This window comes from Natronococcus sp. CG52 (genome assembly GCF_023913515.1).
GTDB lineage: Archaea > Halobacteriota > Halobacteria > Halobacteriales > Natrialbaceae > Natronococcus > Natronococcus zhouii.
On sequence record NZ_CP099393.1, the window covers coordinates 331033 to 356716 of the forward strand.

A 25684-nucleotide genomic window follows, 5' to 3' on the forward strand; every position below is an offset into this window, starting at 1 on the left:
CGACCGTGAAATCGCTTCGAGATGCATTCGTACTGGACGATGACGACCACCTCGAGCGATGCCTCAAGTTCCTACACGGTATCGACCTGATTGAACGGCCCGAGGAACGAGTCGTGGAACGGGTGAACGAGGACGTATTCCCGGAACTCTCGTTCGAGGCGCGACTTCTCCACCATCTCCACCACCAAGAGCAGCCACAAGATCACCTCGCGAGAGCACAGGCAATCGCGTTCAAGAACTCGCCACGAACCCTCGATCGAGAGTTGCTCGTAACCTACCTCAAGCGCGATCTAGAGTACATAAATTGGAACAAGACGAAAGTGAACATGTGGTATCGGCTGTACGAAGGCATTGGGGCCCTATCGTTCGTCGATACTCGTGAACTCGTTCTGAGTCCGTCTCGAACACTCCTGTACGAGTTGCTCGAAACGTTCCACGAAACGGAAGGGTCGACCGACTTTGGCGAGGCCGTCGCGTGGATCGAGGAGCACTTTCTGTCGGTCCGAATCGACCGCCCAGGAACCCCTCGTCTCCATCAGGGAGTCACCGATACGCTGCAGAATCTCATGGATAAAGACGCTATCGACGTTCGAGGAATGGCCGATGCCCAGAACGAAGTGATACTTCCCTCGACGCACTCGCACCACGAGGAACCTGCTATAAAAGAGTTCGAACTTCACGGACTCCCGTCGAACCGCACTGCAAGTACCAGATACCCGCTCGAGCGATTTACGGAGGTCTCACAATGACTACAATGCCGATCGACTGGGACAACGAGGCTGTCAAACGATATCTGACCGCCGAGTCCCATCAGAAGTCGAAAGAAGAGTTCGAACGAACACATATAGATATCGACAGGATCGAGGCGGAGTACCTCTTTCCCCATTCGACTACCGACGACTTCGTCACACAGGCCGAGTTCCGGGATGCAGTCCTGAAGTCGTCAGTGATGGACGACAACCGGATCTTCATTCTCCGAGGGGAGACGGGTTCCGGAAAGAGCCAGTTGTGCCAGTGGCTAGAGTACCAAATCGGGGAGAGCCGTGGATCTGGAGTCGATGACACACACATCGCCCTCCACGTGTCACGGAGTCAGACCCAAATTAGCGACATCATCGACATTCTCACTGAGCCAGTAGATATCGACATTCAGGTCGGTAATGTCGACCAACTCGACCCGGAGAAAGTTGCGAGTGCGATGGTGGCCAATCTTGAGGCCTATGCTCCGACGGCTCTCGAGATGCTCACTCCAGACGAGGTTTCAAAGCTCGTTGAAAAGCGCCAGAACGGCGTCGATCTCGAGGAGATTCTCGAGGACAATATTAGAAAATATCAGGAAGCGGTAGAGAGCGACGGTGAAAGGGAGATACCGAACCTCATTTCGGAGGACGACTACCGGAAACTGTCGCTCGCTGCGTTCAATCAGGCTCGAGGTGGAGATACGATCTTTCCCGCACTTCGAGGATTCCTTCATGATGAACTTTCGTCGAAACTCAACGTCGGGGATTTCCAGGAGAAATTAGAAACCATCTCGGATGCGTATGTGGAGGAAGGGCTCCGTCCTGTTCTGATCTGTGAGGATCTGACAACGTTCAGCGTGTTGAAAGAGCAACTCCTCGATCACATCTTCCAACTCGATAGTGGACACTACGACGTCGTTCTGGGGTGGACGACGGGATGGGAGAAGGACGACCTGAGCAAAGCCCTTGGAACGAGCGAGGACACGTACACATACATGAAAGACCGGGCAGAGGGATACCTCAGTACGACCGACGACTCCGGTCAGGCGTACTTTCTGACCGAGGACGTGACGGTCGAACTCGCCCGAAAATATCTCTCCGTGATTAGAGAGGACTCGGACATGGATCCCGGCGTCGAGATTCCACATAGCGACTTCGACGATCTGTACCCGTTCAACGCCGAGTTCGTTCGGCAATCGTACGAAAACCTCGTTCAGGACGGAAATGAGCGGCGAACGCCACGCCTCCTCCTTATTCGAATTGTGAAGGAATGTCTCAATGCGACGGCCCCACCGTTCGAAGCGATCGACGGAAACCCGTACGTAAAGCAGTTCCCAACGCCGGTTTCACTCGAGTATCCAACGACCATTCAATCGTTGGCAAAATGGTACGGCATTCCAACAGCCAATGGCGACATTCGGATCCCACGAGGGATCTTCGAGACGTTCGATATCCCGGTTCCAACGTCGACGATCTCGAAAACGGAGTCGGACATCGTTCTCCCTCGAGAAGGGGGCGGTACGATACAAACGACATTTAACCTTCAGCAAGTGGGTGGAACAATCAAACCTGGGGCAGAGATTACGATCGAAACAACGCTTAATGCCCGTCCGGAGTCCGATGTCGAAGTAGAGTTAAATGGTGATCATATCGGATTTACGGAGGACGATGGAACGCTTGCGGTAGAGCTGCCAGACGAAGAACAGGAGGTCACGATCATAGCCAAAAAGGCACAGTTAGCCGATACTATTGAGTTTACCGTCGGAACAGACTCTCTACAACTAACTGCAGACCCGTCACAGCCTGCACAAGGAGAGGAAGTTACCGTCACGACTCGAATAAACGGGGAACCAATTGAGGGAGTACGGATCTACCGTGACGGGGAATTTGTCGGAGAAAGTGACGAAGATGGCACAGTTCAAGTCACAGGCGCAAAAGCGCCTCGGATGACGATCAATGGTGAATTCGACGAACTGGAGAACGAACTCACGATTCCAGTTGTCGATGACAGTATCTATCCTGTAGATACGAAACTGGACGATGACGAGGTCGAACAACGACTCCACGAATACCAACAGTGGCTCAAAAATGGCGAAAAGTACGATAGCTCAGGTACCCTCAAGGAGGGTGCTGCAAACGTTTTGGAGTTGTGGCATGACCCGACTCGTCTCGCAAATCCAAACGCTTCGGCGACGGGTGTCGCAGGGATATACTACTCTCGAGGAAACGCGACACCAGTCTCAATCCAATCAGTGGACGAACGAACGGGAATTAGTATCGAGCTGCCGTTCGGGACCGACCACGATTCGATATACAAGCCGCTCTTGTGGTCTGGAATTAGTTCGAGCGATGATCTACCCCGTGAAGATCGCTATAACCTGAATTACGATCTTGTACAGGGATGGGTCGATGACAAGGTTGCCGAGTTCCGGGCACAAATGCGTGCAGATATCGAGGAGTGCCTGGAGAAGTGTGGAGAGGGTTGGACCATCGAGGAATTCATCATCGTTGCCCAATATCTCCTGCACAACGTTGGCAAAGGAGTCACCGACGTTTCCCGAAGCCTGGTTTTCGAGGAATATTCCGCAACGAAGGACTACGACCATCCAGTAACCAAGAGGTTCAAGAGAACAGATAGCTTCTTCGACGCGCACGGTACGCTAACGAAATCGAGTAGTGCCCCTCTCGATCTTGCTGAGGGGTTCTTTAAATTGAAAGAGAACTTCGTTGACGACGAGCGACTCTCGCGTGCATACGATCGAGTCGCCGAGGATCCTTCTTCGTACGTCACTGAGGCGATGTATATCGATTCGAGTGATCTTCCTGATGCCTACAAAATCAGGACTTCAAGGACCTCCACAGAACACGTCAAGCTCGGAACACTATTCAAACGAGTCAGAGAGTACGCCCAGGAACTGAATTCGCTGGGCGCGAGTGATGTCGAACACATCACGAAGAGCGTCGAACGAATCGACCAGTGGTTCGACGAATCCCACAATGTGCCCGAGTTGCTGGAACTGTACAACACGCTGTATGAGTCGATTGGCACTCTCGAGCGAACAGCTAACGATCGATGGAAGAAACAGAAAGAAGTGCTCGAGAGTGAGGACGGAATTCACTTAACGGAGTTCAAGAGGGACATTGAATCGTTCCGGGACATCGAATCGAAGAGTGGACCTGAACTTATTGCCCTACTCCATCGGTTCGAGGAGAGTCGTGACCAACGTGTCGAATGGGAGATTTACGAAGCGATCGACGAGATGATCCAAGCGACTCGGGAGGTCGACATTCCTGAGACGGGGGACAAACTCGAGACCGAAGTGCGAAAATCGGACGAGATGGGGAAGTTACTGAAGCAGCGTTCTGCAGTCGAGGGCGTCATCGGAGGTGAGCACTAATGGGACAAACATCAGAAACGGTCCGTGCAAGGAACGCACTCAAATCAGAAGTCGAAGCCATTGAATCGAAAGCCGACAAATACGAAGAAGCGACGAACTTCGAAGAGAAAAAAACGGAGTATCTGAATGACTTATCGAAGATAACGACTGAACTCGGTCGATTAGAGCGCCGTGTTGAGCATATGGAATTTAATACCGCAATTCTCTCAACGGTATTTGATGAGAAGGACCGGTCGAGCCTTAGCGACGTAAACGATGCCCGACGCCGAGTTCGTTCGGTTGTCGACCACGACCAAGATTACTGCTACGAACTGGTTGCCGAGGGGAAAACTGACCAATATATTTCAAAAGTTCGACCGATTGGGGGACAAGTAGAACAAGCAACCGAGGCTGTTAAAGATGATCTTCGTGATATAGAAGATCAGTGGAACACTCGAGTCCAATCCGCAAAAAACGTTCAGCGCCTAGTTAGTGGGTCCCGGAACGCTCAACGAACACTCGATTATATCGAGACCTTTGTCAATAAGCGTATTTGGGACGACGACGAGGAGATTTCGGTCCTCGAGTCCGATTGGCGTGGCCTCGAGAAGCAGTGGGAAGACGGACTGGTCGTCGATTGGAATCAGTTCCAGAAAACTCACGGACTGAGTGACGACACAATCGAGGTCTTGAAGAGGTTAGCTGACGGCAAGACTGTTAAACTACGCGCACTCTCGGAAGATATCGCGGGTGAGTTGTTGTCCGTTGACGAATTGCAGAGCGTCGTCGAACTCAGCATCTAACAGATGGAACATCCAGCAGAACGTGCAGAAGAGGTCATCGAAGCCTACGAACACAACTTCGTAGGCAGAGTCGGCGAGGCCGCACGAAGCGTGGCGAGTCGCTACGAAAACACACCTGGCACCGAGGACTCATTGATCAGCATCCGAGGCCCGTACCTTCAAGCGCTCGATGTTCCGAACTGGAGCGATCAGTCGTGGGAGTCGTTCTGCAGCGAGGCTGGTGTCAATCCACTCGTTCGGGAGGCGTTCTCCGAATTAGGATTTCGGCGACTATACGACTTCCAGGAGCGGAGCATCGAAACGATCAGCCAGGGACACGATACCGTCGTCACCGCCGCAACGGGTCGCGGGAAGACTGAAGCGTGGCTCATCCCAATACTCGACCGGATTCTCGAGAGAAAGCGCCAGGAAGACGAGACCAGCGTTAAAGCGACACTCATCTATCCGACGAAGGCACTTGCACAGGATCAGTTCAAGCGACTGGTACAGTACCTCTACGCCATCAACAAAAAGTGGCCGTCGTCGGAACAGATTACGATCGGGATTTACGACGGTGATACGCCAACGAACGTCGGCTCAAAGGCGCAGGGGTATCTCCAATCGTCGTTCAAGTATTTCGAGTGCCCTGGGAGAAACGACGACCTCGAGAAATGTCGCCACTGCGGCCAGGGTGTCCGAGTGCACCATGGCGGCCAACAGTACGAACTGCAACCCGAGAAGCGCCAGTGTATCGACGATGTGCCACTCGACTTCATCAAACTCACAAAACACTCGATACTGAACGAGGGTGTCGATATCCTGCTAACGAACCCGGATACGATCAACCTCAAACTCATCAATGTAAATGCAAACGACGAGCACGAATCATTTATTTATGATCCAGAGTTCCTCGTCTTTGACGAGGTTCACACCTATGATGGATTGTTCGGGAGTTATACTGCGACTCTCACGAAACGGCTTAGAGCACTTCGCAATGAACGCGGGTATGACGACCTGCAGGTCATCGCCAGCAGTGCAACCGTAGACAACGACGTCGAACTCTTCCAGAAAGTCAGTGGCGCCCCAACGGTCGAGCATGTTCCTGAGCGACCGCGAACGTTAGAGCCGTCAGCAGTCGACGCCCTTCCGAGCGCGTTTCTCACAGAGGACGTGACCAACGAAACCTTGCTGGAGTTCGCTCATGGCGGCCCTGCACCTGCGCTCCTTTCGAATCTCTCATTCGATGTGGAACCGGAGGCACACGACAACGAGAGGCTGGAAGAGTTGCTTCAGGATGCACTGTTTGACTACTTCACTGCAGGCGCTCAGTCAGACCCGATTGTGAATACCGTCCAGAACCTCCATCAGGAACTCGTCGACGATCCGCGACCTCGACACGAGTTCCTCGAGTCAATCGCGGATCGATACAATCTTGAGGAGAGCGAGGCAGAGACCGTTCTCGACAACTTCCAAACGGTAGGGATCTTTTCGGGACTACTGGAGAATCGAACGCATCTGTTCTCCTGGCCGATCGATGGATTCTACGCGTGTGCGGCCTGTGACGCAGTCTATCGATCACCACAGGATTCGTGTACAGCTTGTGAACACGAGTTTGTAACTCGAGCGGCATACTGTCGCGGCTGTAACGATGAAGCGTTAGTTGCGTGGTACTGTCCGGACTGTAATCAACTCGAACCGTACATCCCGACGGACGAAGGCGATGTTGCGATCGAAGACGAGCATTACTGCCAACGGTGTCGACAGACCCGTGCGGAGGATGTCCGATCACTTCGGGTCACCTTCCATCCGACACTGGAGTGTACTTCATGCGGTACGCGTTCGAAACGATCGACAGTCGAACCGTGCGAGGCTTGTGGGACCAACATGGTGCATACGGACCCTGACGTGCTCTCGTGTCCGAATCCTTCGTGTGAAGAAACTCGTTCCTACGAGTCAGGTTGTCCTGATTGTGGAGAACGGCAACGACCAGTAGCCGGCGATTCATACGTCGATTGTTCTGATTGTGGTGAAACCCACAAGATAGGCCGAAATGCAGAACCCTGTACCTGTGGTAATTCGCTCGCTCAAACCCAATATATCCCCTGGGTCTGTCGTAACGAAGAGTGTGATCGCCAGTACTTCGGAGACCCACCGGACACGTGTGAGTGTGGATCGTCGTATACGTTCGCTCGAACGGGCCTATTCGAAGTCTTTGAGGACCAGTATTGTGAGGCGTGTGATACGTCCTTCGTCGGAGACCCAACGTGTGACTGTGCGGAACGGCATTCTCGGCGACGAGAGGGGGCCCACCAGTCCTACAAAACGTTCGATCGGAACGGCAAGATACGGACTGCGAGCAGTTTCCGGGCTGCGGTCCCCTGTACCCACAAATCATTGCGGTACGATTCGAACAGACGCTACGACGAACTCGTTCGTGGTCCAGGTAACCTTGCGGTAACGACCTCCCAGTACCTACTGCGACGTGTTGCCGACGACGAGGGCTACGAGTCGGCGAAAATGCTCTCGTTCGCCGACTCACACCGGGACATGAAAGAATTGGACCGTGATTTCACTGAACCAGAGGTCGGGACACTACTCGATCAATCATTGCTCGAAGAACTCCGGGAGATGGAGACCGCTTGGGTTCCATTCGACGACGTACTCGACGGTGCAATGGACCGGATTGACACGCTTCATGATGAGCTCAGCCCACCCAAAGACGTCCAAAACCTCTCGTTCAAACTGAAAGCCGAACTCGTGGACAGCGCACGCCGGCATATGGATGTTGAGAACGCGATCCGCGATCGACTCCGCCGGCGGGGAATACCGCACCGATACAGTCCACGATATCGTGAGTACGGCGGTTCACTCGCGGAGGAGGGACTTGTAGATGTCCGGCTCTCACCAGTGCTCTACGAGTCGCTCGACGAGCCGGCTCGTTCCGTATTGCGCGAACTCGTGAAGGCCGGCAACGACTGTTCGATCGACGATGTCCAGAAGGCCGACCCGGCTACGGATATTACGGCGATCGTCGACCGACTCGTCGAAGACGACGTCCTGATTCGGACAGATGAGTACGTCGCGTTCAGCCCGGTTGCACTCGAAGTGACCGTCGCTGGTCACGGCGATGGATTACGGTACACACCGGGGTCCGGAACCATCGACCACACCCTCGACAGTCAGTTCGGGACGAGAACTAACTCGAGTGTTCCGTTCGAAACCGATCTCACAGAACTCGCAAATCCGGATCACGCCCTCTTTACAGCACGTGCGTATCGAGCACTGTACTCGGAGACACGCATCCTCGTGAGCCGAGTCTATCACGGAATGACCGATAAACGAGAACGGCGTGAACTCGAGTACCTCTTTCGCGAAGGGAACTACCCCCATTTCCTCTCGTCCGGGCCGACGATGGAACTCGGCGTCGACATCGGAGCACTCGATGCGCTCCTATTGTACGGGACACCTCCCAACATGAACGCGTATCTTCAGCGTATCGGTCGTGCTGGACGGAGTTCGAACTCGTCGCTCGTGCATTCGGTCAGTCAACGAAATCCGATCGACTACTACTACTACGACCAACCGGAGGATCTCATGGCTGCTGATCCCCAGCCAGTGCCATTGAAGGAGTACAATAGGGAGGTGCTTCGCGTCTCGTTCACGTGGGCGATCTTCGACTACATCGCGGCGAATTTCGTCGTTCCTTGGGACGTTGAACAGCACGGACAATACAAGACGGTCTCTGGTGGAGATGAGTTCGAGCAACAGGTGCCAACATCGGACGATGATGGGGCGAAGCTCACTCACGTGATGTCTGCACGGACAAAAGAGCTCGGGTTGGATACCGACCAGTCCAAATTCGCCGTCCTTGGGACGATCGTGTACGACTACCGAAACGAGATTGAATCGCATCTGAAGTCGATGCTCGACCATCGGTTCTGCATCGACTGTAGCCGAAAATACGAACGTGAATCGGAGTACTCACAGTGTCAAACCGATGGGTGCAACGGAAGGCTCGTCGACGCACTCGCCGAGTTTGGCGAACTCGCTGAGGAAGCGGTCGAGAACTTCGAAGATCGCTATATTCACAGTTATACCGACTATCGTGCGGAATTAGAAGACGAACTCGAGCGAGTTAGCCGAGAGACACGTCGTGTCCAACGGAATCGGAGACGCGTTGCATCGGGTGACGAAGCACGGAGAGTATTAGAAGAGCGCCAAACACTCCTGGATCGGCAGACCGCATTGAAAGATCGCCTGCGCCGAATCGAGTCGCTCTCCTATGGAGATTTTCTTCGAGAATCGCGACAGAGTAGGTATGCGTTCGATATGCGAACCGTCTCGGACAACGTCGGCATGATGCTCGTTGACAGTGACGGGGACGAATACACGTCGCGGTCGATCGGCGACGATCGCGGTCGATCGATGCGGATGGCGATCAGTGAACTTCACCCGGGCGCCGCATATCTTGATGGCGGGGATGCATACGTCGTCTCACGACTCCTGGTCAATGACTTTGGTTCGTCAGAACTCCGTGAACGAGTGCGGGCGACCGATGCACCGGAGCTTGCCGAGCAATATCGCTGTCCTGCTTGTCGAACGGCGTTCGACGCCCCGAGCGCTCACTGCGACTGTGATTCAGACGTTTCGCTTGTTCGACAGCGCCTCGTCTCCCCTGCTGGTGTAACCGCCCATCGATCGGACTTATTGATGACGGCCAACGGTGATCCAGCGCGGGCAGTGTACGAAAACACACAAAACGAGGTTCAAAACACGTATGCTGAGCGGAACACCGATATCCTCTCGTTCGACCCCGAATCCACGTTCGAAGTCCAAACTGAAGGAGGGGTTCTCGGCACAGTCCAATATGGGACCTTCACCGTTCTACTCCACTCCTCTGAGTACCGCGCAAAGTACAAAAACGGTGAAGTTGATGGACAGTCGACCTTGTTCGAGGTCTGTGGGGCAGACGACTGCACAGGTATCGTCTATAATAACAATGATCGAGCCCATTGTAGCGCGAACGCCGAGCACAACCCGCGCGGCAACGAAGGATCGGAGTTCGTCCGATTGGGATACAGCTATGAGACGACTGGTGTTCGAGTTGATCTACACGACTCGGAGCAATCCCACACGCTCGTTCACGGCTTCAGACTTGCCCTCCAGTACCTCGGTGGAGTCAGTATACGCGAACTGACCGAAGTCGTTCACGACGGTGAGAAAACCGCTGTCGACTTATTCGACTCCCAAGAGGGGGGAGCAGACGTTGCACGGTTGCTTGTTGCAGAAGGTGGAGAGAGACACGAAAACTTCCAAACGGCAGTCGACTTGCTGACCGATCATTTCCACTGTGATTGCGATACTGGGTGTCCACTCTGTCTCTATCAATACGGGTGCGACACGCGAAACAGAGACGATACGTTCGACCGTGATTCAATCCTGACCACTCTCACCGAGTCACCAGTTGAATTGGTCGAACGCGATACTCAATCTAGCGGAAACAGAACCTAAAGCGTTTAACGAGACCCACCATGGCATCTAATCACCACGACACGATCGAACTGGCCGAACGAATGAAGCGAGCGTACGGCGACCACTACGTAGCTGCTAACCAACCGCGTGTTCTTCGAAATATTATCAGCCGCTACGAAGAAACCGACGAGAACGACTCGGTTGACGAAGCTCTCACGTCGTTTATGCGAACACGAGGGCCGTATCTCCAGGCGTTGGACCTCCCTCGCAAGGGACCACAGTGGATCGAATTCGCCAAGGAAGTAGGACTTCACGAGGACATCGTTCGAACGTTTGATGAGGCCGGATTCGAGAGCCTGTACCAGTTCCAGGCCCAGACGATTCGGCGAGTACTTGCAGACGATCACACGCTCGTCACCGCAGGGACAGGTCGAGGAAAAACGGAAAGTTGGCTCATTCCGATTCTGCAGTATATTACGGAGGCAAAAGCCAAAGAGCATTCGGATCACCCCAAGCAGAGCGTTAAGTGTGTATTGACGTATCCAACGAAAGCGCTGGCCCAAGACCAACTGAAGCGACTCATCGAATACCTATACGAATTGAATAGGAACCGAACGGGTGACGATCGAATCACGGTCGGAATATACGACGGTGATACGCCGTCTAACGATCCCGATGAGTACGATTATTTGAGTACAGCGTACAAGTTCTTCGAGTGTCCATGTGACTACTGCGACGCCTCGCTCACCGTAGAGCGGACAGAGGATGAGCGGTTCCAGGTCACTCATGATGCGACGACAACCGAAGACGTCGCACTCGACTTCATTTATTTAACCCGTGACGAAATCGTCGACGAACAGGTTGATATCCTCCTCACGAACCCGGACACGATAAACTATCGGCTCTTCAATATCAACGAGGCGGAAGAACAGTCCGTGTTCATCTCACAGCCAAAGTATCTCGTTTTCGACGAAATACACGAGTACTCGGGGCTATTCGGAGCGTTCACTGCTGGATTGATGCGTCGATACGCCCGAGCACGCCAAGAGTTGCTCGATCACGCGACGCCCGAAGAGGACGATTTGCGATTGATCGGTTCGAGTGCGACCGTCGAAAACAGACGGACGATCTTCAACCGCATCAACCCATTCACCGATCCGTCTACGTCGGTCGTAACGGAGGATCCGGAAACGATCTCGGCAGAGAAACCGGTGGTTGTCGATGAAGCATTTTACACCAAGGCGATCGACGACGAGACACTCGTTCAAGCCGCTACAGAAGATACTACGGCAGGTACTGCAGAGAGTCTACTGTTGGATGTCCTGTCAGTTTCGACTGATGGTGAGTCAGTAGACACACGGGAGCAACTCGAGGAGGCACTATATACACAACTCCTGTCTGAAAAAAACGATCGGCTGGAGTTCGTTCGGGCGTTGTATTCGAAGCTCTACGAGGACCCAATGGAACCCGGCGAACTCGTCGAAACGATCGAGTCCATGTTCGACCTCAATAAAGAGGAAGCCGAAACGCTCCAGTCGAACTTCGTGACGATTGGCCGACTCTCGGGCGTCCTTGAGAGTCGAGCACACCTGTTTTCGTGGCCGATTGACGGCTACTATACGTGTCTCAACTGTGGGACGGTCTATGATACTCCGCGAGCGGAGTGTACGGAGTGTAGTCATCACTTCGTGACCAAACTATCCTACTGTAACCACTGCGGGGAAGAAGCACTCGAGTCCTGGTTCTGTCCCTCGTGTGATCGTCTTTCACCGCTCAACGTGACGTCCTCCGAAGGGCGGTTCGAGTATTTCCACACGCCGGAGTGTACCTGTGAGACAGAAATGATTCGAACGATCTGGCGCCCATTCTACGAATGCTCTGGCTGTGGTGAGCGGCAGAAGATCAATCGGGTTCGGCAGTGTCCAGACTGTGATGACGGAACGCCGCTCTTTCTCACTGCCGACCGGAACGAGTTACAGTGTACTGATCCCGAATGTAACGCCTCAGTCGAACCAGATTCGTCGATAAGCTGTCACTCGTGCGAGTCAGACGACCTCGAACCGTTATCAGACACCGACGTTCTCTACTGTACCGATTGTGGCGAAACACACGCTGAGACAGAGGGGCAGCACTGTTCGTGTGGCGGCAGTCTGACCCCCAAACGGTTCCTGGGATGGCAATGTAACGATGCATCCTGTTCTGCAGTGTTCTTTGGAGAGCCGCCACAAACGTGCGACTGCGGCAACAGGCGATTCGCTCGAACTGCATTATTCGATGTGAATCAGATAGAGCACTGTGAGTCCTGTGATCGTGAACTCCTTCCACAACAGGAGTGTTTCTGCGATGCACCGAACACGAAGACATCAGTACGAGGATTCACACACTACAAGCAGGTCGACGAACGCGGACAAATTCGAAGTCCGACCGATTTCCCGGGTGCAGTTCCGTGCTATGACCGTGGAAAATCGTATGGGAAGTCGAACAGATACGAATCGATGCTCCGTGGACCTGGGAACACTGCGGTAACGACGTCACAATATCATCTTCGATCGGTCGTAGACCGGGACAATCCCGAATCGTTCCGGCGTGCCAAACTCCTCTCGTTCTCTGATAGCCAATCAGATATGAAGGAGTTGACTCGTGATTTCAACGAACCGGAGGAAGACCTCTTTTTCACGCAACTCGTTATCTCCGCGATAGACGATTCGTGGACGTCATTAGAAACGATTCAGCAGGGTGTATGGGAAGCAGCACAGGCATACGAGGAAGAACTCAAAACCGAGATAGATACAAATAGTTTCGCATTCTTGAATGATCTGACTACGTACGATGAATCAACAAAAGAGTACATCTATAACGAAGCGGCTGCACGGATCCTTTCTGGCCGGTTCAATAATCGCTGGTCGACCCGTCTGCAACTTCCGACCGATGGAATCGTAAACGTCCGACTCGACGCGGAACTGGACTCGCTCTCCGATGAGAAACGAGAGCTCGTCGCCTCGCTCCATACACAGGCGAAACGATACGTCTCGTCACTCTCCGAAGAAATCGATGGAGTCGGACATCACATCGACGAACTGGTTGACGACGGGCTGTTGGTGAAAGAAAATACCGACAACGGGTATCTCGTCCGCTTCAACCCAGAATCCGTCGAATGCGCACTCGTTTCGGAAGCGATACCGATCGATTACGATTCTGTCGAAGAACGGTTCTATACTGAATTCGACAAAGAAGTGTCTGAGATCGATGCCGATCTATCGACGTTTACTGCCGATTACAAGGATCGGGCAGATCTCCGGCATCCATATTTTACACTGACCGCCTTCCGGATTGCATCGTCTGATCCCGTTATGCTGTTGGGCCAATCGTACTTCGGAAACACTGAACGGAAGGATCGGCGTCGAATTGAGTATCAATTCCGCGAGGGGCGACATCCCCACTTTCTCTCGTCCGGTCCAGCGATGGAACTCGGCGTCGACATTGGTGATCTAGATTCGCTCCTCCTCTATGGAACGCCTCCAAATGCGAACTCGTACCTACAGCGCGTCGGACGCGCCGGTCGGAAATCCGGTTCGTCGATGATCCACTCCGTCAGCCGTCGGAATCCGATCGACTACTACTATTTCGAACGACCTGGCGAACTCATCAGCTCTGACGCACAGCCAGTCCCGTTGAACGAAACCAACGAGGAGGTATTGACGAGATCGCTCACGTGGGCCATTTTCGATTTTATCGCTGCAACGAAATGGATGCCGTGGCGACGTGAAGCGAGCGCTCTTCAAGATGCGTTCGTCTACGATACCGACGACGGTCCAACTGAACGGAGTGAGACCCGACCAAACGAGATCGTTACGTTCAGTTCTCTCTTGGCGAAGTCGTGTATTCAGCTTCAACCGGGAGCTGACGTCTCTCCACTCGAAGGAATTCGGGATGTCATCAGTGAACACGAAACTGAAGCACGGTTGTGGATTCAGGATCTCCTTCGCTTCAGTTATTGCCAGCAATGTGGGCGCAAACACGATGCCGGATACGAAGGGCCATGCGCGAACGATTCGTGCACTGGGACGACAGTCTCCGCACTCGAGGAACATAGTGACGTTGTCGAGACAGCACTCGCCAATATCGAGTCACAATTTGTCGACGCCTATGTCCGGTTCGAAAACGACCTCTATGACGAACTGGACCGGATCGAAGACCGGATCAGTGATTTGCGTCGGTCTTCACGGGGGAGCCGCCGAAATCGAAGGAGTGGCGCTTCGGAGGGGTCCGATGATCGTGAAGAACTCGAGCGCCTTCGGGAGCGACGGACACAACTAGACGAGTTTCTCCAGCGCCTCGAGGAACAGTCGTTCGGTGATTTCCTCTCGGCTTACAGCAACGGTGCGTTTAGTTTGCGAACGGTTTCGGATACGGTAACATACGAACTCATCGGAGATGATTTCGAACATGTCACCCAGAACGCGCTCAATCGGGAAGTGCGTATGGCGTTGTCTGAGTTACATCCTGGTGCTGCGTATCTACATTCGGACAATCAGACGTACGTGGTGACAGAGGTCATCGAGGATTCGTACGAGACACCAAAGATTCGAGAGGACCTCCCGGATGAGGCGATTTGCCTGACTTGTGGGATGGTCGATGAAATCGAAGCGGGTACCTGTGATAGTTGTGGGAGAGAACTGAAACGGCTGACAACCATCGTGCCGAAGCGTGTCAGAGCATATAAATCGAACCTCCCACTCGAGACACTGTCGACTGGTGATCAATTGACACCAAGTCGTATCTATCGAAATCATACTGAGGAAATACAGAGTACATACGCTCCGGTCGATAGTGAGGTCGTGTCGTTCGAACCTGATGCAGACAGAGCGTTCGAGATCGTCGACGGCGATGGGACACGACTCGGAACCTTCGCTCACGGTGCAGTAGAGATTCGGTCAACGACGAAGCAATTCAAGGCTTCGTACAAAGGCGGTGGGTCAGATCCACTGCCAACTGTCTTCGAACTCTGCGGAAACAACGGTTGTAATGGGGTTATCAGCCGTGACAGCGAGACAGCCTACTGCACCCGCCACCCTGAACACGACGTGAGCGACTCCAGAGCAGTTCGATTGGCTACCGAGTTCGGAACGCAAGGTGTTCGCGTCCAATTAAATCACAAAGAACTCGAGCATACAGTTGCACACGGACTCCGGATTGCCCTTCAGTATATCGGCGGTGTTGGCGTGAGGCAGGTTCCTGAAACCATCGAAGAGGACGGAACGTACGTCTACGACGGTGATAAAGGGGGCAGCGGGATCACCGTACTGCTGACCGAAGGTGCCGAGGACCCCGATGGGAAGTTCCAGCGCGCACTCGAACTTGTCGAAGAGGCGTTCGAATGTGATTGCGATGATGGATGTCCGTTCTGTGTGTTTCAGTACGGCTGTACCGAGCACAACGATCCCCAGTCGTTCGATAAAGAGGCGTTCCAATCGCTATTGGATAATGGCCTCGAACTCGATTCAATTTCGACAACTGAACTCGGAGGGGAAACAACTGCGAGAAAGATGGATGACTGAACGGTTACAATCATCGGCATCAGAATTGCGAATTCGCGACCCTGAGCACGTTTGGGGCGTTTCGCTGGAAAGTGTCTACCTCGCAGCAGCAGCCATCGCTGCAGACGAATCAATGGCTCGAGGTCTCAACTCTAGTTACCGGGCGAGCATTCTTGCCACCAATACGAAACGCGATCGAACAGTCCATACAACCGTTCACGAGGTGCTACTGTCGAAGCTGGGTTTGAGAACTCGAGGGGGAAGGCTGACGAACACTGGAGTAATTCTCGTCACTTCTGATGATCCGCTCCCGTTGCTCCAGCAACTCGTCGTTACCGAATTACCTCGAGTGCGGGCATTGTTGAGACGCCTTCCAGACGATGTCCAGGGGTTCTCACGGAGAGAATTCGAATCGTTCCTCCAAGATGAATACGACGAGACTGTCACAGCACCACTCCTCGCCTCGTTCGGTTTCGGTGACCTGGGGACATACGGATACGAACCCTGCACAGAGGAAGTAGCCGATGAAATACTGTATGATCGGCCCGATCAACCGCTGCCGTCATATGCCTGGACCACCGAAGTGGTTCGGGCGATGACAGGAGTGCGTGACGAGATGTTACTGAGCCAGATCGTTGCCACACTCGAGGACGAAGACCAGCGAGTCAACGTCCCACACACGAACCACGATGTGCTCTTGGCAGAACCGAACCGAGAGCCGTGTCTGGATCCGGAAAGCATCACAGCAGCGATTTCCGTGGCTGTCGACAGATTGAATCGTGAACAGACAGTCATACAGCAACTACTGGTCACGAACGAAGACCACCTGCGAGAGAACGGTTCGGTGATAACGATAGAGGACGTCGTTGAGACGACTGAACTCTCACGAACTGCCGCACAATTCGTTTGTGAGACTGTGAAGACGTGTCGATCACGGGGTGTTGATCAACTTCCAGCCGAATACAGTTCGACTCGCTTGGACACTACCGTTTACAAGTCGTACAAATTGTTTTCGTCTGTCCCTGAAATAAGCTGCCAGTTGACCGAGCGAAACGGCGTTCAACTGCTACGGTTTCACGAGTTACCAGTAGTAGAAGGAGCACGTGACCAATGGGAAAACATCGTCGCGTTTCTCATCGATCGATTGCAAGATATCGAGACGAGACGCGAACAGGCCGCCAATTTGACTGTGGGTGTCGAGCCGTCTGTCCGGGAGTCGCTCGCTGTCAACCAGTTTGAACAACTTGAGGAGGGCGTTATCGAGCCGACATACTTCGCGTACACGCTCCCGGATCCAGACGTTCTCGGTGAAGAACAGATGAATGCATTCGTCGGCGATTCGACGGGGCTTCGGAAAGAACGGGCGCAGTTGAACCGGTGGTCGAAGACGAAAGGGCCGGACTCTCGTCGGTTCACCGAACTTACGGACGAGTTGGTGAGCAAGGGCCTACACGAAGAACTGGATGAACGCATCCTGCGAATTATGACGCCGTACGACGACGACACGTTTTCGGAGTACGCATCACAGTTTCGCCAACTCCTGAGCGAGGGATACGAGATTCGGTTGCTCACACGCCATACACGGAAAAAGTGGCAGTGGGAACGATTGCGAGACAATCTGATCGGTGAACTCGATACGAATCGTGAGAACGTAACAATCCGAACCTACTCTCGCTACAAGGAGTTTGAGCGCATCACATCCGAAACAGATGCGAGAGAACTCGCCGAATTCGGAATCCATGCAAAACTACAGGCGATCGGCCACGCCGAGGAGGGGGCGACGCTTATTGGGTCAGCAAACTTCATGGAAAACAGCTACGACTGGAATCCCGAGTGTGGTATCTACACGGAAGCGACCAACTTTGGGGCCGCCGCTCGAGAGTTCTTCGACTTCGTCTGGCAACTGTCCCAAGCAGATGAAGTGGATCTCGATCGTCTTCAAAAAATCCCGAAACAGGACTTCTACCCCACATATTACTATAAATAATATATTATATATGCCTAAATGAATGGAGGGGGTAGTCGCATATATGAACATAGGTGAAGTGGGGAGATTCATATAGAAGAACGCGCAAACCTTGAGACGGTGAACACTATCTGTGAGGTTCTACGTTCCTGAATGGGATGACAACGTCGATGCTTACTATGACTTCGAGCACGACGAGCACTCGGAGCTCGGGACCGAGGAGCGCGAGCAACACTATATCTGGGATATTTTCGACTACGAAACAACCCCAATAGACGGCGTGCTCATTTCACGCGAACAGGTCGAAGAGAGCGCCACGAAATTCGATCAACTCACATCCTATGGAGTCTACGACGAACGATCAGATCTCAATATCCCTGACTGGCTCCCGACGATCAGTGACTGCGGCGCCTGGGGCTACAAATCGCTCCCGTTCCCTCCCTACGACAACGACGAGATGCTGGCGTTCTACGAAGACCTCGGCGTCACAGTTGGCGTGACGATCGACCACCTAGTGCTCGGGTCTGGACACGAGACCCGTCTCTATCTCGACAAACGCGCGTTCGCTGACTCCCCTCTCACGCCGAGTGACCTCCCCGAAGCGTTGACTGACGAAGTCGACGTCATGGTCGACGACTGGCCCACAGAGTGGCCGGACTACGTCGATGACTACGACCCGACGATATACGATGTATCCACCGTCGAGCCGTTCGAACAGGAAGATTTCGAGGGCGATCCGGCAGCAGTGCTCGAGCGCCTTGACGACGACCCCCGGGCCGTCTACCGAGACGACGACACGGAGTTCCGATACCAACTGACGCTCAACAACGCCGCGGAGATGAAGGAGTTGTACGACGCTAACAACTACTCCTTCCGGCTGATGGTCGCGATTCAGGGCTGGGATCCGACGTCGTACACGCGAGCAGCGGATCAGGTACTCGACCTGGGCTATCAGTACGTCGGTATCGGCGGCGTCGCCGGGAGCAACGCTAGCAGAATTCGGGATATCGTTACCGGCGTCGGGAACGCGGTCAAAGAACACGAACGAGCCCGGAAGACGCGAGTCGATACACACGTGTTCGGGTTCGCGAAAACCGATGCGTTCGATGCGATCGGTCAAACCGGGATGACGAGTTTCGACAGCGCGAGTATGCTCCGGTCGGCTTGGACCGGCGGTGACAACTACCACCTCGATAGCGAACGCCGCTACGACGCGCTTCGCGTCCGATTCGGCTCGAACAGGGATCCACTCGAGGAACAGATCGAAACCGCCCTCCGTGGACAGGAGTTGCTCCATTCGCTGCGAGCATTCGACGAGGATGAATCGATGTCCCAAGCGATCAGAGAGTGGGCCGCTGAGGCGGAAGACGCCCTCGACGAGTTGGCGTCCTACCTAGAGAACCATCGCCACGACGACGAGTACGACCAGCGTCTACTTCGGGATGTTGAGGACCACTTCCGTGACCACTACGATCACGGTCGCGAACTGCGGGCGAGTTTCAGTCGCTCACTCCGAAAGCAGGTAATCAAACTTCTTCGAGAGGACGACCCCGAATCCCCTGTCGAGTTCGAACAGTATCAAACGTTGATCGGGACTGCTCGAGAGAAATTTGAGGAGTTCCCTAGGATGGCAGAGACAATCGAACAAGACGAAGAGGAGATAGATGATGTTGCTACGTTCAACCAGATCAAAGAACTCGTTGAGGATTATGCGGACTGGATCGGCGATGAGCGGTTGCTCAAGGAATACGAGAAACTCCTCAAAGAAGAGCCATGGACGGAATGCGACTGTGAAATCTGTCGAGAATACGGCATCGAAGTCGCTATCTTCCGAGGGAACAATCGCAACCGTCGTCGAGGATTTCACAATACGAAACGGTTCTACGATCAGTTCCAGGAAGATCTCCCGAAAACACTTGTCGTCACACCAGCTACTGATGCGATCGCAAAAAAGAGCTTGATAGAGGGATATTTCCTTACCGAACACACAGACTTCTGGTCGAGCGTCCATGACCTACCGGTTGCCGAGGTTGGCGTGATAAGCGAAACGGGCGTTCACGAGTGGTGGGCGGACGCACCAGCGTCAGTTTCGCTCGATTCGGATGCCATGGCAGTATCCGTCGGCGAGTTCTGTGCACGATACCAGAATGTCTTCCTATACGATCCCGAGGAGACGATTCATCGTGATGTCGTCCAGAACATCGAACAACACGGCTGTGCCGTCGAGTCATACGAGCGATCACAGGACCTTCGGGCGGCCGTTCTCGATCGACTGGGATATGACAGCGAGTTCGTGCCGGAATTTATGGTTCAAAAGGGGCTGATGGAGTTCTAATCATGGACATACTCATCATCGATCAGTGTTCGAACAAGAAATCGTACCCAGACGAGAGCGCCGTCTTCGACGCGGCAGACATCGACAAGGCGGGTCTCGATACCCTTCGCGATCGTGAGGAGGCTGTCAGTCTGCCGGCACGAAAGCTCTATGGGGGGCGCCAGCAGCGGTACATTAGTGAAGCAACAGACTCCCTCCGCGCCGATCGGCATACCGTCGACCGCTATTTCATCAGTGCCGGATTCGGACTCGTCGAAGAGCGCGAGGAACTTCCGCCGTACGACGTGACCTTCGCAAAGATGACTGATAGCGAAATCGAATCCCGTTCTGCGTCACTACAGATTTCGGAGCGCACGCAGGAAGTGATCTCCGCCACCTCTTACGACGTTGTCTTTCTGGCACTTGGGAGGGATTACTATCAGGCCCTGGATGTGCCCGAGATCTTGGCTGCATTGCCCGAGACCTCGATCGGCGTGACCTTCAACCAGGAGGAGGTCGCAGATCGATACGAGAACGTTGTTTCGGTTCCCGCTCGGACCGACCAAGCGAAGGAACAGGGCACGATCGTCGTTGCGCTGAAGGGGACCTACCTGAAAAACTTTGCAGCCCGTCTCGACCCTGGTGGTGAACTCGAAACACCTGACGAAGTGGAATCAGCCTGTCTCTCTAAGCCGACCTCACAGCAGGATCTGTCTGATTTCTAGATCCTAACTCAGGTACTTTGTCCGTTCTCTCTATCTGTTCTAGATTAGATTTAAATATTGTAGTCTTAATATGCAAATTACTTTATTTCGGCCAGCTGAGCTAAAACCCGATGCTGTATCGACAGCAAGTGCTCGATCTTCCACATGGAGAACTGCATACCCCAGTTCTCTTTCCCGTCCGAAACCTTGGGAAGCGGTCGAGTGACAACACACCAGCATACGTAGACATGATCCCGGATCTCCCAACGGCGATGATCAACGCCCGTGCGATCAGAAACCGGGATCCAATGTGGGAGCGGTTGACTGATGGGGTGACGCTCAGAGAGGAGATGGGTGTTCCGGAGAACACGATCGTCTATGCCGATAGTGGTGGGTACGATTTCAGTCAGACAGCACCAGATACAACACCTCGAGAAACTCTCGAGACCCAACGGTTGTTCGATGCCGATATTTTTGGCACAGTAGACATTCCACTATCCAGAGAGAATCGGGCGGCAAAGAATCAACGTCGAATCGATCGAAGTGTTGAACTTGCGTTAGAAGCGAGCGATCGTCATAATGGGGATGAACTTCTGCTCGCAAGTGTTCACGGGTATGATCCGGAGACGATTCAAAACAGTATTCGATATCTAGAAATCCGAGGTGATTTCGATGGATATGCGCTAGGGAGTCTCGTCCCAATACGAACAGATTACAAAAAAGTCACAAAACTCGTTTTGGCAGCCCGAACTGCGACGGAGAAACACCTCCACGTCTATGGGCTTGGCGGACTGGTCTATCAGCCCCTTTTGCTCTATCTTGGAGTGGATAGTTTCGATTCGTCTGCCTTCATTCGAAGCGCAGGCAATCGAAACTACTTGCTCCCCGGATTCGGCGGTGAAGAGCTGTGGAATATCGATGAGCTCGAATACCTCCCTTGTCCCTGTCCCGTCTGTGGGTCCCGAACACTCAACGATATCCGAGAGGATCGTGATGCGCTGGTTAAGCACAACCTTTGGGCACTGGCCGCGGAATTACGCCGATTTCGGTACGTCTCGGCTGCTGGCAAGGATATCGAGGACTATCTTGATCTCCGGTTCCAGGGCAACGAAGTAACACAACGAGCATACAGAACGGCCAAGCAGCAAGTTCGGAGGTTATCATGACCACCGAACGCGCAACGGTTCGCCCCGTGACTCTTGGCCGACTCACGGAACTTACTCACCTCTGTGAGACGATCGGGAACACGACGGCCGAGATCGAAGACGCACTGGATATCACGAATCGACGCGCCCGAGAGACGGTTCTCGAAGCCACACGGATCGGACTACTCGAAGAACACAACGCGGAAGACAGCGAGGAGGAAGCAGTCTACCGGACGACCCCTGTTGGAGAGCGGTTTCTGGACGCAATCCGTGACGAAGATTGGTCGACAGCGGATGATATTCTGACTGTTCGAAGCCCGCATTACAGTGCCTTCTCTGAGGCACTGTCCGAAATCGGGCCAATCGGCCCCGATAAACTGCTCAAACACCTCGAGGACGCACACGAATTCTCGTCCTATTCGTTCAACCAGACCGGGATCGAGGTCATTGGAAGTTGGGGTGAACGACTCGGCGGAATCCAACGGAACGCCTTCACAGGCGATTACTACGTCGTCAATCGTGTATCCCTTCCGGAGAATTTCCAGTACGTTCTCCTCGAGATCTACGACGAACTCGAGGAGACGGCTGGTGTCAACCTTCGCCAGCGCTATCTCTCGATCCCGCGGCTCCGAGAGCGAACTTGTGAACGACTTGGATGTACTCGAGAGACGTTCGACCGAGGACTCTCGAAACTCTGTCAGGAGAACGTCGGCAAACTCGAGTTATCAGGTGCGCCGCTGGATACGGCGGCGAAAGACTCGGCGCTGGGTATCAAAGAAATTGAACTTGCAGACGGTGACTCACTCGTTTCGACCTCGCAGTCGACTCGCCAAGTAATGGCCGGCCTCGAACAGTTCGACAAACAGTACTACTATCTCGCGGTGTACGACCGCGAGATTACGTTCACACCAGACCAATGAGCGAAGCCTTCAACATCAGCGACGAGGCACAGAACTACGATCAATTCGGACTCGACGAGAATCCGTTTCCGTATAGTCCGGTTCCCGCGAAAAATCCAGAAATATACTGCGGGCAAGAACAAGCGACGGCTGCGATCAGTTCGACGGTCTCGACGACGCTATCAACGGGCAAATCGAAGCACCTTGTCGTCACTGGAAAGTACGGTAACGGCAAGTCTCATACACTCAAGTACACACGATCACTTCTCCGAGATCGAAAAGACGTCGTCGTCGGCTACGTCGCTCAACCCGGAGAGGGGTTCGTCGACATCTATCATGAGTTCATGTATGACCTCGGCTTCAGTGAGGTACAGGATATCGCGTATGAGTATCTTGCATCAATTGCACGAGAGATCACCGAGACGAACCCCGTTGGTGCAAATGCGATGCGCTCGCTTATTGACGAAGGAGAGGTACTCCTATCAGAAATCATTCCAGAGACCATCAAGCGATTGAGCGACGTGACGCAGTTCGCAGACTTCGCTAGAGCGATCGTGCATATGGTGTACGAGGACACGAATCTATACGCGTGGCAGTGGCTCACCGCAGAAGGAATTCGATACGAACAGCGGAAAGAAATGGAGATCCACACGGCTCTAGACGACGATACGATGGGCGTACGAGCGTTTACAGCACTGAAGAATGTGCTCCTTGAGTTAGGATACACTGCCGTTTTTGTCTTCATCGACGAATTTGAGAGCATTGCGCGACTCTCGTCTAAAGACGAGCAGGCAACGCTGAACAGCATTCGTCACCTGATGGATCAAAACAGTGAGGGGCTCTGTCTTTTGTTCGGTTGTGCACCCGAAGTTTGGCAGGACGTGATGAGTGAGTACCATGCATTCAGTGAGCGAATCGGTCAAGAAGTCGCCCTTCGACCGCTTACGAACGAGCATCTCCATGAGTTGGTTGAAGAGTATCTTGAACAGGAGCGCATAGGCGAAGCAGTCGGTGTACAGCCGTTTACTGAGGATGGACTAGATATGGTATTACAGCGGTCACAAGGAAATATACGTCAGGTCCTTTCAGTCTGTAGCCGTCTTTTGGACTCCGCAGCACAGAGTCAGCAGTCTAAAATCACTGCAGAATTTGTCCAAGAATCGCTTTGATCAAATCGACTAACTAATATATAGAAACAAGCCAGTTTTCGGATATATTTGAGGTTGATGACAGCGTTTAAGTAATTATCTTAGTCTAATTACTTGAATCCAATCCTATCTGAAAAATTCTTATATCCATTAATTCACATAAATCCCTCCTAACCCAAATATTTCCTGCGAAAGGGAGAGAATTTTCAAGTTAAATTCGGAGTCCAAGGGGATATCTATGAATTCCGCAGTTCTCTGTATGACCAACCAATAAGACTATATGCTCTACCCATATTCTACAGATATGATTCCGAGAAGGACAGAAGCTACCAGAGATAGGATTCAATCATTGTTAGTGTATAACAAGAGGTTCCAGATCACGTGGGTGATTCTGCGTGCAAATTGAAGACACTCGAGCGATCTTCACTGCCCTATTTGCAGGATCCGTCGTGCTCGCTAATGTGCTGGCAGCGAAATTAACATGGATCGAGTTACTCGGAATCGGCGGAGTCGCTATCCCGGCCGGATTCGTTGCGTTTGGCGTCGCATATCTAGCGTCTGACTTGCTTGTGGAATACCACGGGCGTGAGTACGCAGCGTCGGTCGTGAACGGGACTGTCTTCACTCTCATTGTGGCATACGTGCTGGTCTTCCTGGCGATCTGGATGCCAACAGCACCGTTCTACGAAGGTCAAACAGCGTTCGAGGCTACATTGGGTGACTCAGCATCGATTATTTTGGCATCGGTTGTGGCATTAGCAATCGCTCAACACCTGGATGTTCGACTGTTCTCGAATCTCAAGTCTCGAACCGGGGATAGCCATCGGTGGGTACGGAACTGTGGTTCGACGGCCGCCAGTCAAGGCGTTGATACAGTTGTGTTCATCACACTCGGATTTGCGATTTTTCCCGCTCTGGGACTTGGTGGCGACCCATTATGGGGTTGGGCGCTAGTATCGATTGTCATTGGTCAGTATGTGGTCAAACTCCTGGTTGCACTCGTTGACACAATGCCGTTCTACGCAGTAACAGAAGTCGTTGAAGCGAAGGCTTGAGCGGCTAAAGAAGGCGAAGTTGGGAGCAATACGCGAGGTTCTTCGGTAAATAGCAAAAGTGTAAGATGCACGCTCAAGTAGGAGTACTGTGGGTGTGGATTCCCTTCTCTAATACGATCCTCGAGCGCGGATTCACACTCGAACAACCCGTTCAGAACGATAAAACAGCTACTGAGTCTGACCGAACTGTCGCATTTGTCCAGGGCACCAATACGTATCTGCATCGGGACTGCGGGAAAATCCCGCTACAACGTCTGCCTTGGAAAACTGATCCACTTCTGTAGCAGAAGCTGTAGCTTACGTCTCAAGCCCGCCAATCGTGATTTAGCCTGTTCCGATATCGGCTACTTCGAAATGGATAGACAGACTCATTGGAAGAAGAACATTCAACTTCCTAACGTAGCATCTAACAGTATGGCGAACGACCGCCGGATGACTACCGATCGCTTCTTCGGGGGCGTTGAAGAGCGACTCGAGAACCAGCTAGCACAGGTCCTCAAACGGAAATTGTGACTCAATGGCCGCCTTGAGAGAGGGAGTTTTGC

General features: G+C 53.1%; 12 protein-coding genes. All 12 read left to right on the forward strand.

Annotated features, from left to right (window positions below; translation table 11 throughout):
* Positions 1-5 precede the first annotated feature (5 nt).
* The 12 genes from NED97_RS22895 (at position 6) to NED97_RS22950 (ending at position 25139) form a co-directional block, all read left to right on the forward strand.
* The gene (locus NED97_RS22895; RefSeq protein ID WP_252491063.1) at positions 6-749 is read left to right on the forward strand and encodes a hypothetical protein; all 744 of its coding nucleotides are present in this window, start codon (positions 6-8) and stop codon (positions 747-749) included.
* On the forward strand, positions 746-4138 hold the full coding sequence (locus NED97_RS22900; protein WP_252491064.1) for a hypothetical protein: 3393 nt from the start codon (positions 746-748) through the stop codon (positions 4136-4138). The genes NED97_RS22895 and NED97_RS22900 overlap by 4 nt, the downstream gene beginning before the upstream one ends.
* Positions 4138-4920 (forward strand): hypothetical protein, encoded by a 783-nt coding sequence (locus NED97_RS22905; protein WP_252491065.1) that lies wholly within the window; start codon positions 4138-4140, stop codon positions 4918-4920. The genes NED97_RS22900 and NED97_RS22905 overlap by 1 nt, the downstream gene beginning before the upstream one ends.
* A gap of 3 nt (positions 4921-4923) precedes the next feature.
* Positions 4924-10410, forward strand: a complete 5487-nt coding sequence (locus tag NED97_RS22910; RefSeq protein WP_252491066.1) for a DEAD/DEAH box helicase — start codon at positions 4924-4926, stop codon at positions 10408-10410.
* A 20-nt stretch (positions 10411-10430) separates the two neighbouring features.
* Positions 10431-15929 (forward strand): DEAD/DEAH box helicase, encoded by a 5499-nt coding sequence (locus NED97_RS22915; RefSeq protein WP_252491067.1) that lies wholly within the window; start codon positions 10431-10433, stop codon positions 15927-15929.
* Positions 15922-17895 (forward strand): phospholipase D-like domain-containing protein, encoded by a 1974-nt coding sequence (locus NED97_RS22920; RefSeq protein WP_252491068.1) that lies wholly within the window; start codon positions 15922-15924, stop codon positions 17893-17895. Before NED97_RS22915 ends, NED97_RS22920 begins: the two co-directional genes overlap by 8 nt.
* A gap of 112 nt (positions 17896-18007) precedes the next feature.
* On the forward strand, positions 18008-20209 hold the full coding sequence (locus tag NED97_RS22925) for a queuine tRNA-ribosyltransferase tRNA-guanine transglycosylase (RefSeq protein ID WP_252491069.1): 2202 nt from the start codon (positions 18008-18010) through the stop codon (positions 20207-20209).
* A 2-nt stretch (positions 20210-20211) separates the two neighbouring features.
* Positions 20212-20913, forward strand: coding sequence for a DUF6884 domain-containing protein (locus tag NED97_RS22930; RefSeq protein WP_252491070.1), 702 nt, complete (start codon positions 20212-20214; stop codon positions 20911-20913).
* 110 nt (positions 20914-21023) lie between these two features.
* Complete coding sequence (locus tag NED97_RS22935; protein ID WP_252491071.1) at positions 21024-22058, forward strand: tRNA-guanine transglycosylase; 1035 nt, start codon at positions 21024-21026, stop codon at positions 22056-22058.
* Complete coding sequence (locus NED97_RS22940; protein WP_252491072.1) at positions 22055-22957, forward strand: hypothetical protein; 903 nt, start codon at positions 22055-22057, stop codon at positions 22955-22957. The genes NED97_RS22935 and NED97_RS22940 overlap by 4 nt, the downstream gene beginning before the upstream one ends.
* On the forward strand, positions 22954-24105 hold the full coding sequence (locus tag NED97_RS22945; RefSeq protein WP_252491073.1) for a BREX system ATP-binding domain-containing protein: 1152 nt from the start codon (positions 22954-22956) through the stop codon (positions 24103-24105). Before NED97_RS22940 ends, NED97_RS22945 begins: the two co-directional genes overlap by 4 nt.
* 374 nt (positions 24106-24479) lie before the next feature.
* Entirely contained in the window at positions 24480-25139 is a 660-nt protein-coding gene (locus NED97_RS22950; protein ID WP_252491074.1) for a queuosine precursor transporter, read from the forward strand.
* Positions 25140-25684: the final 545 nt, after the last annotated feature.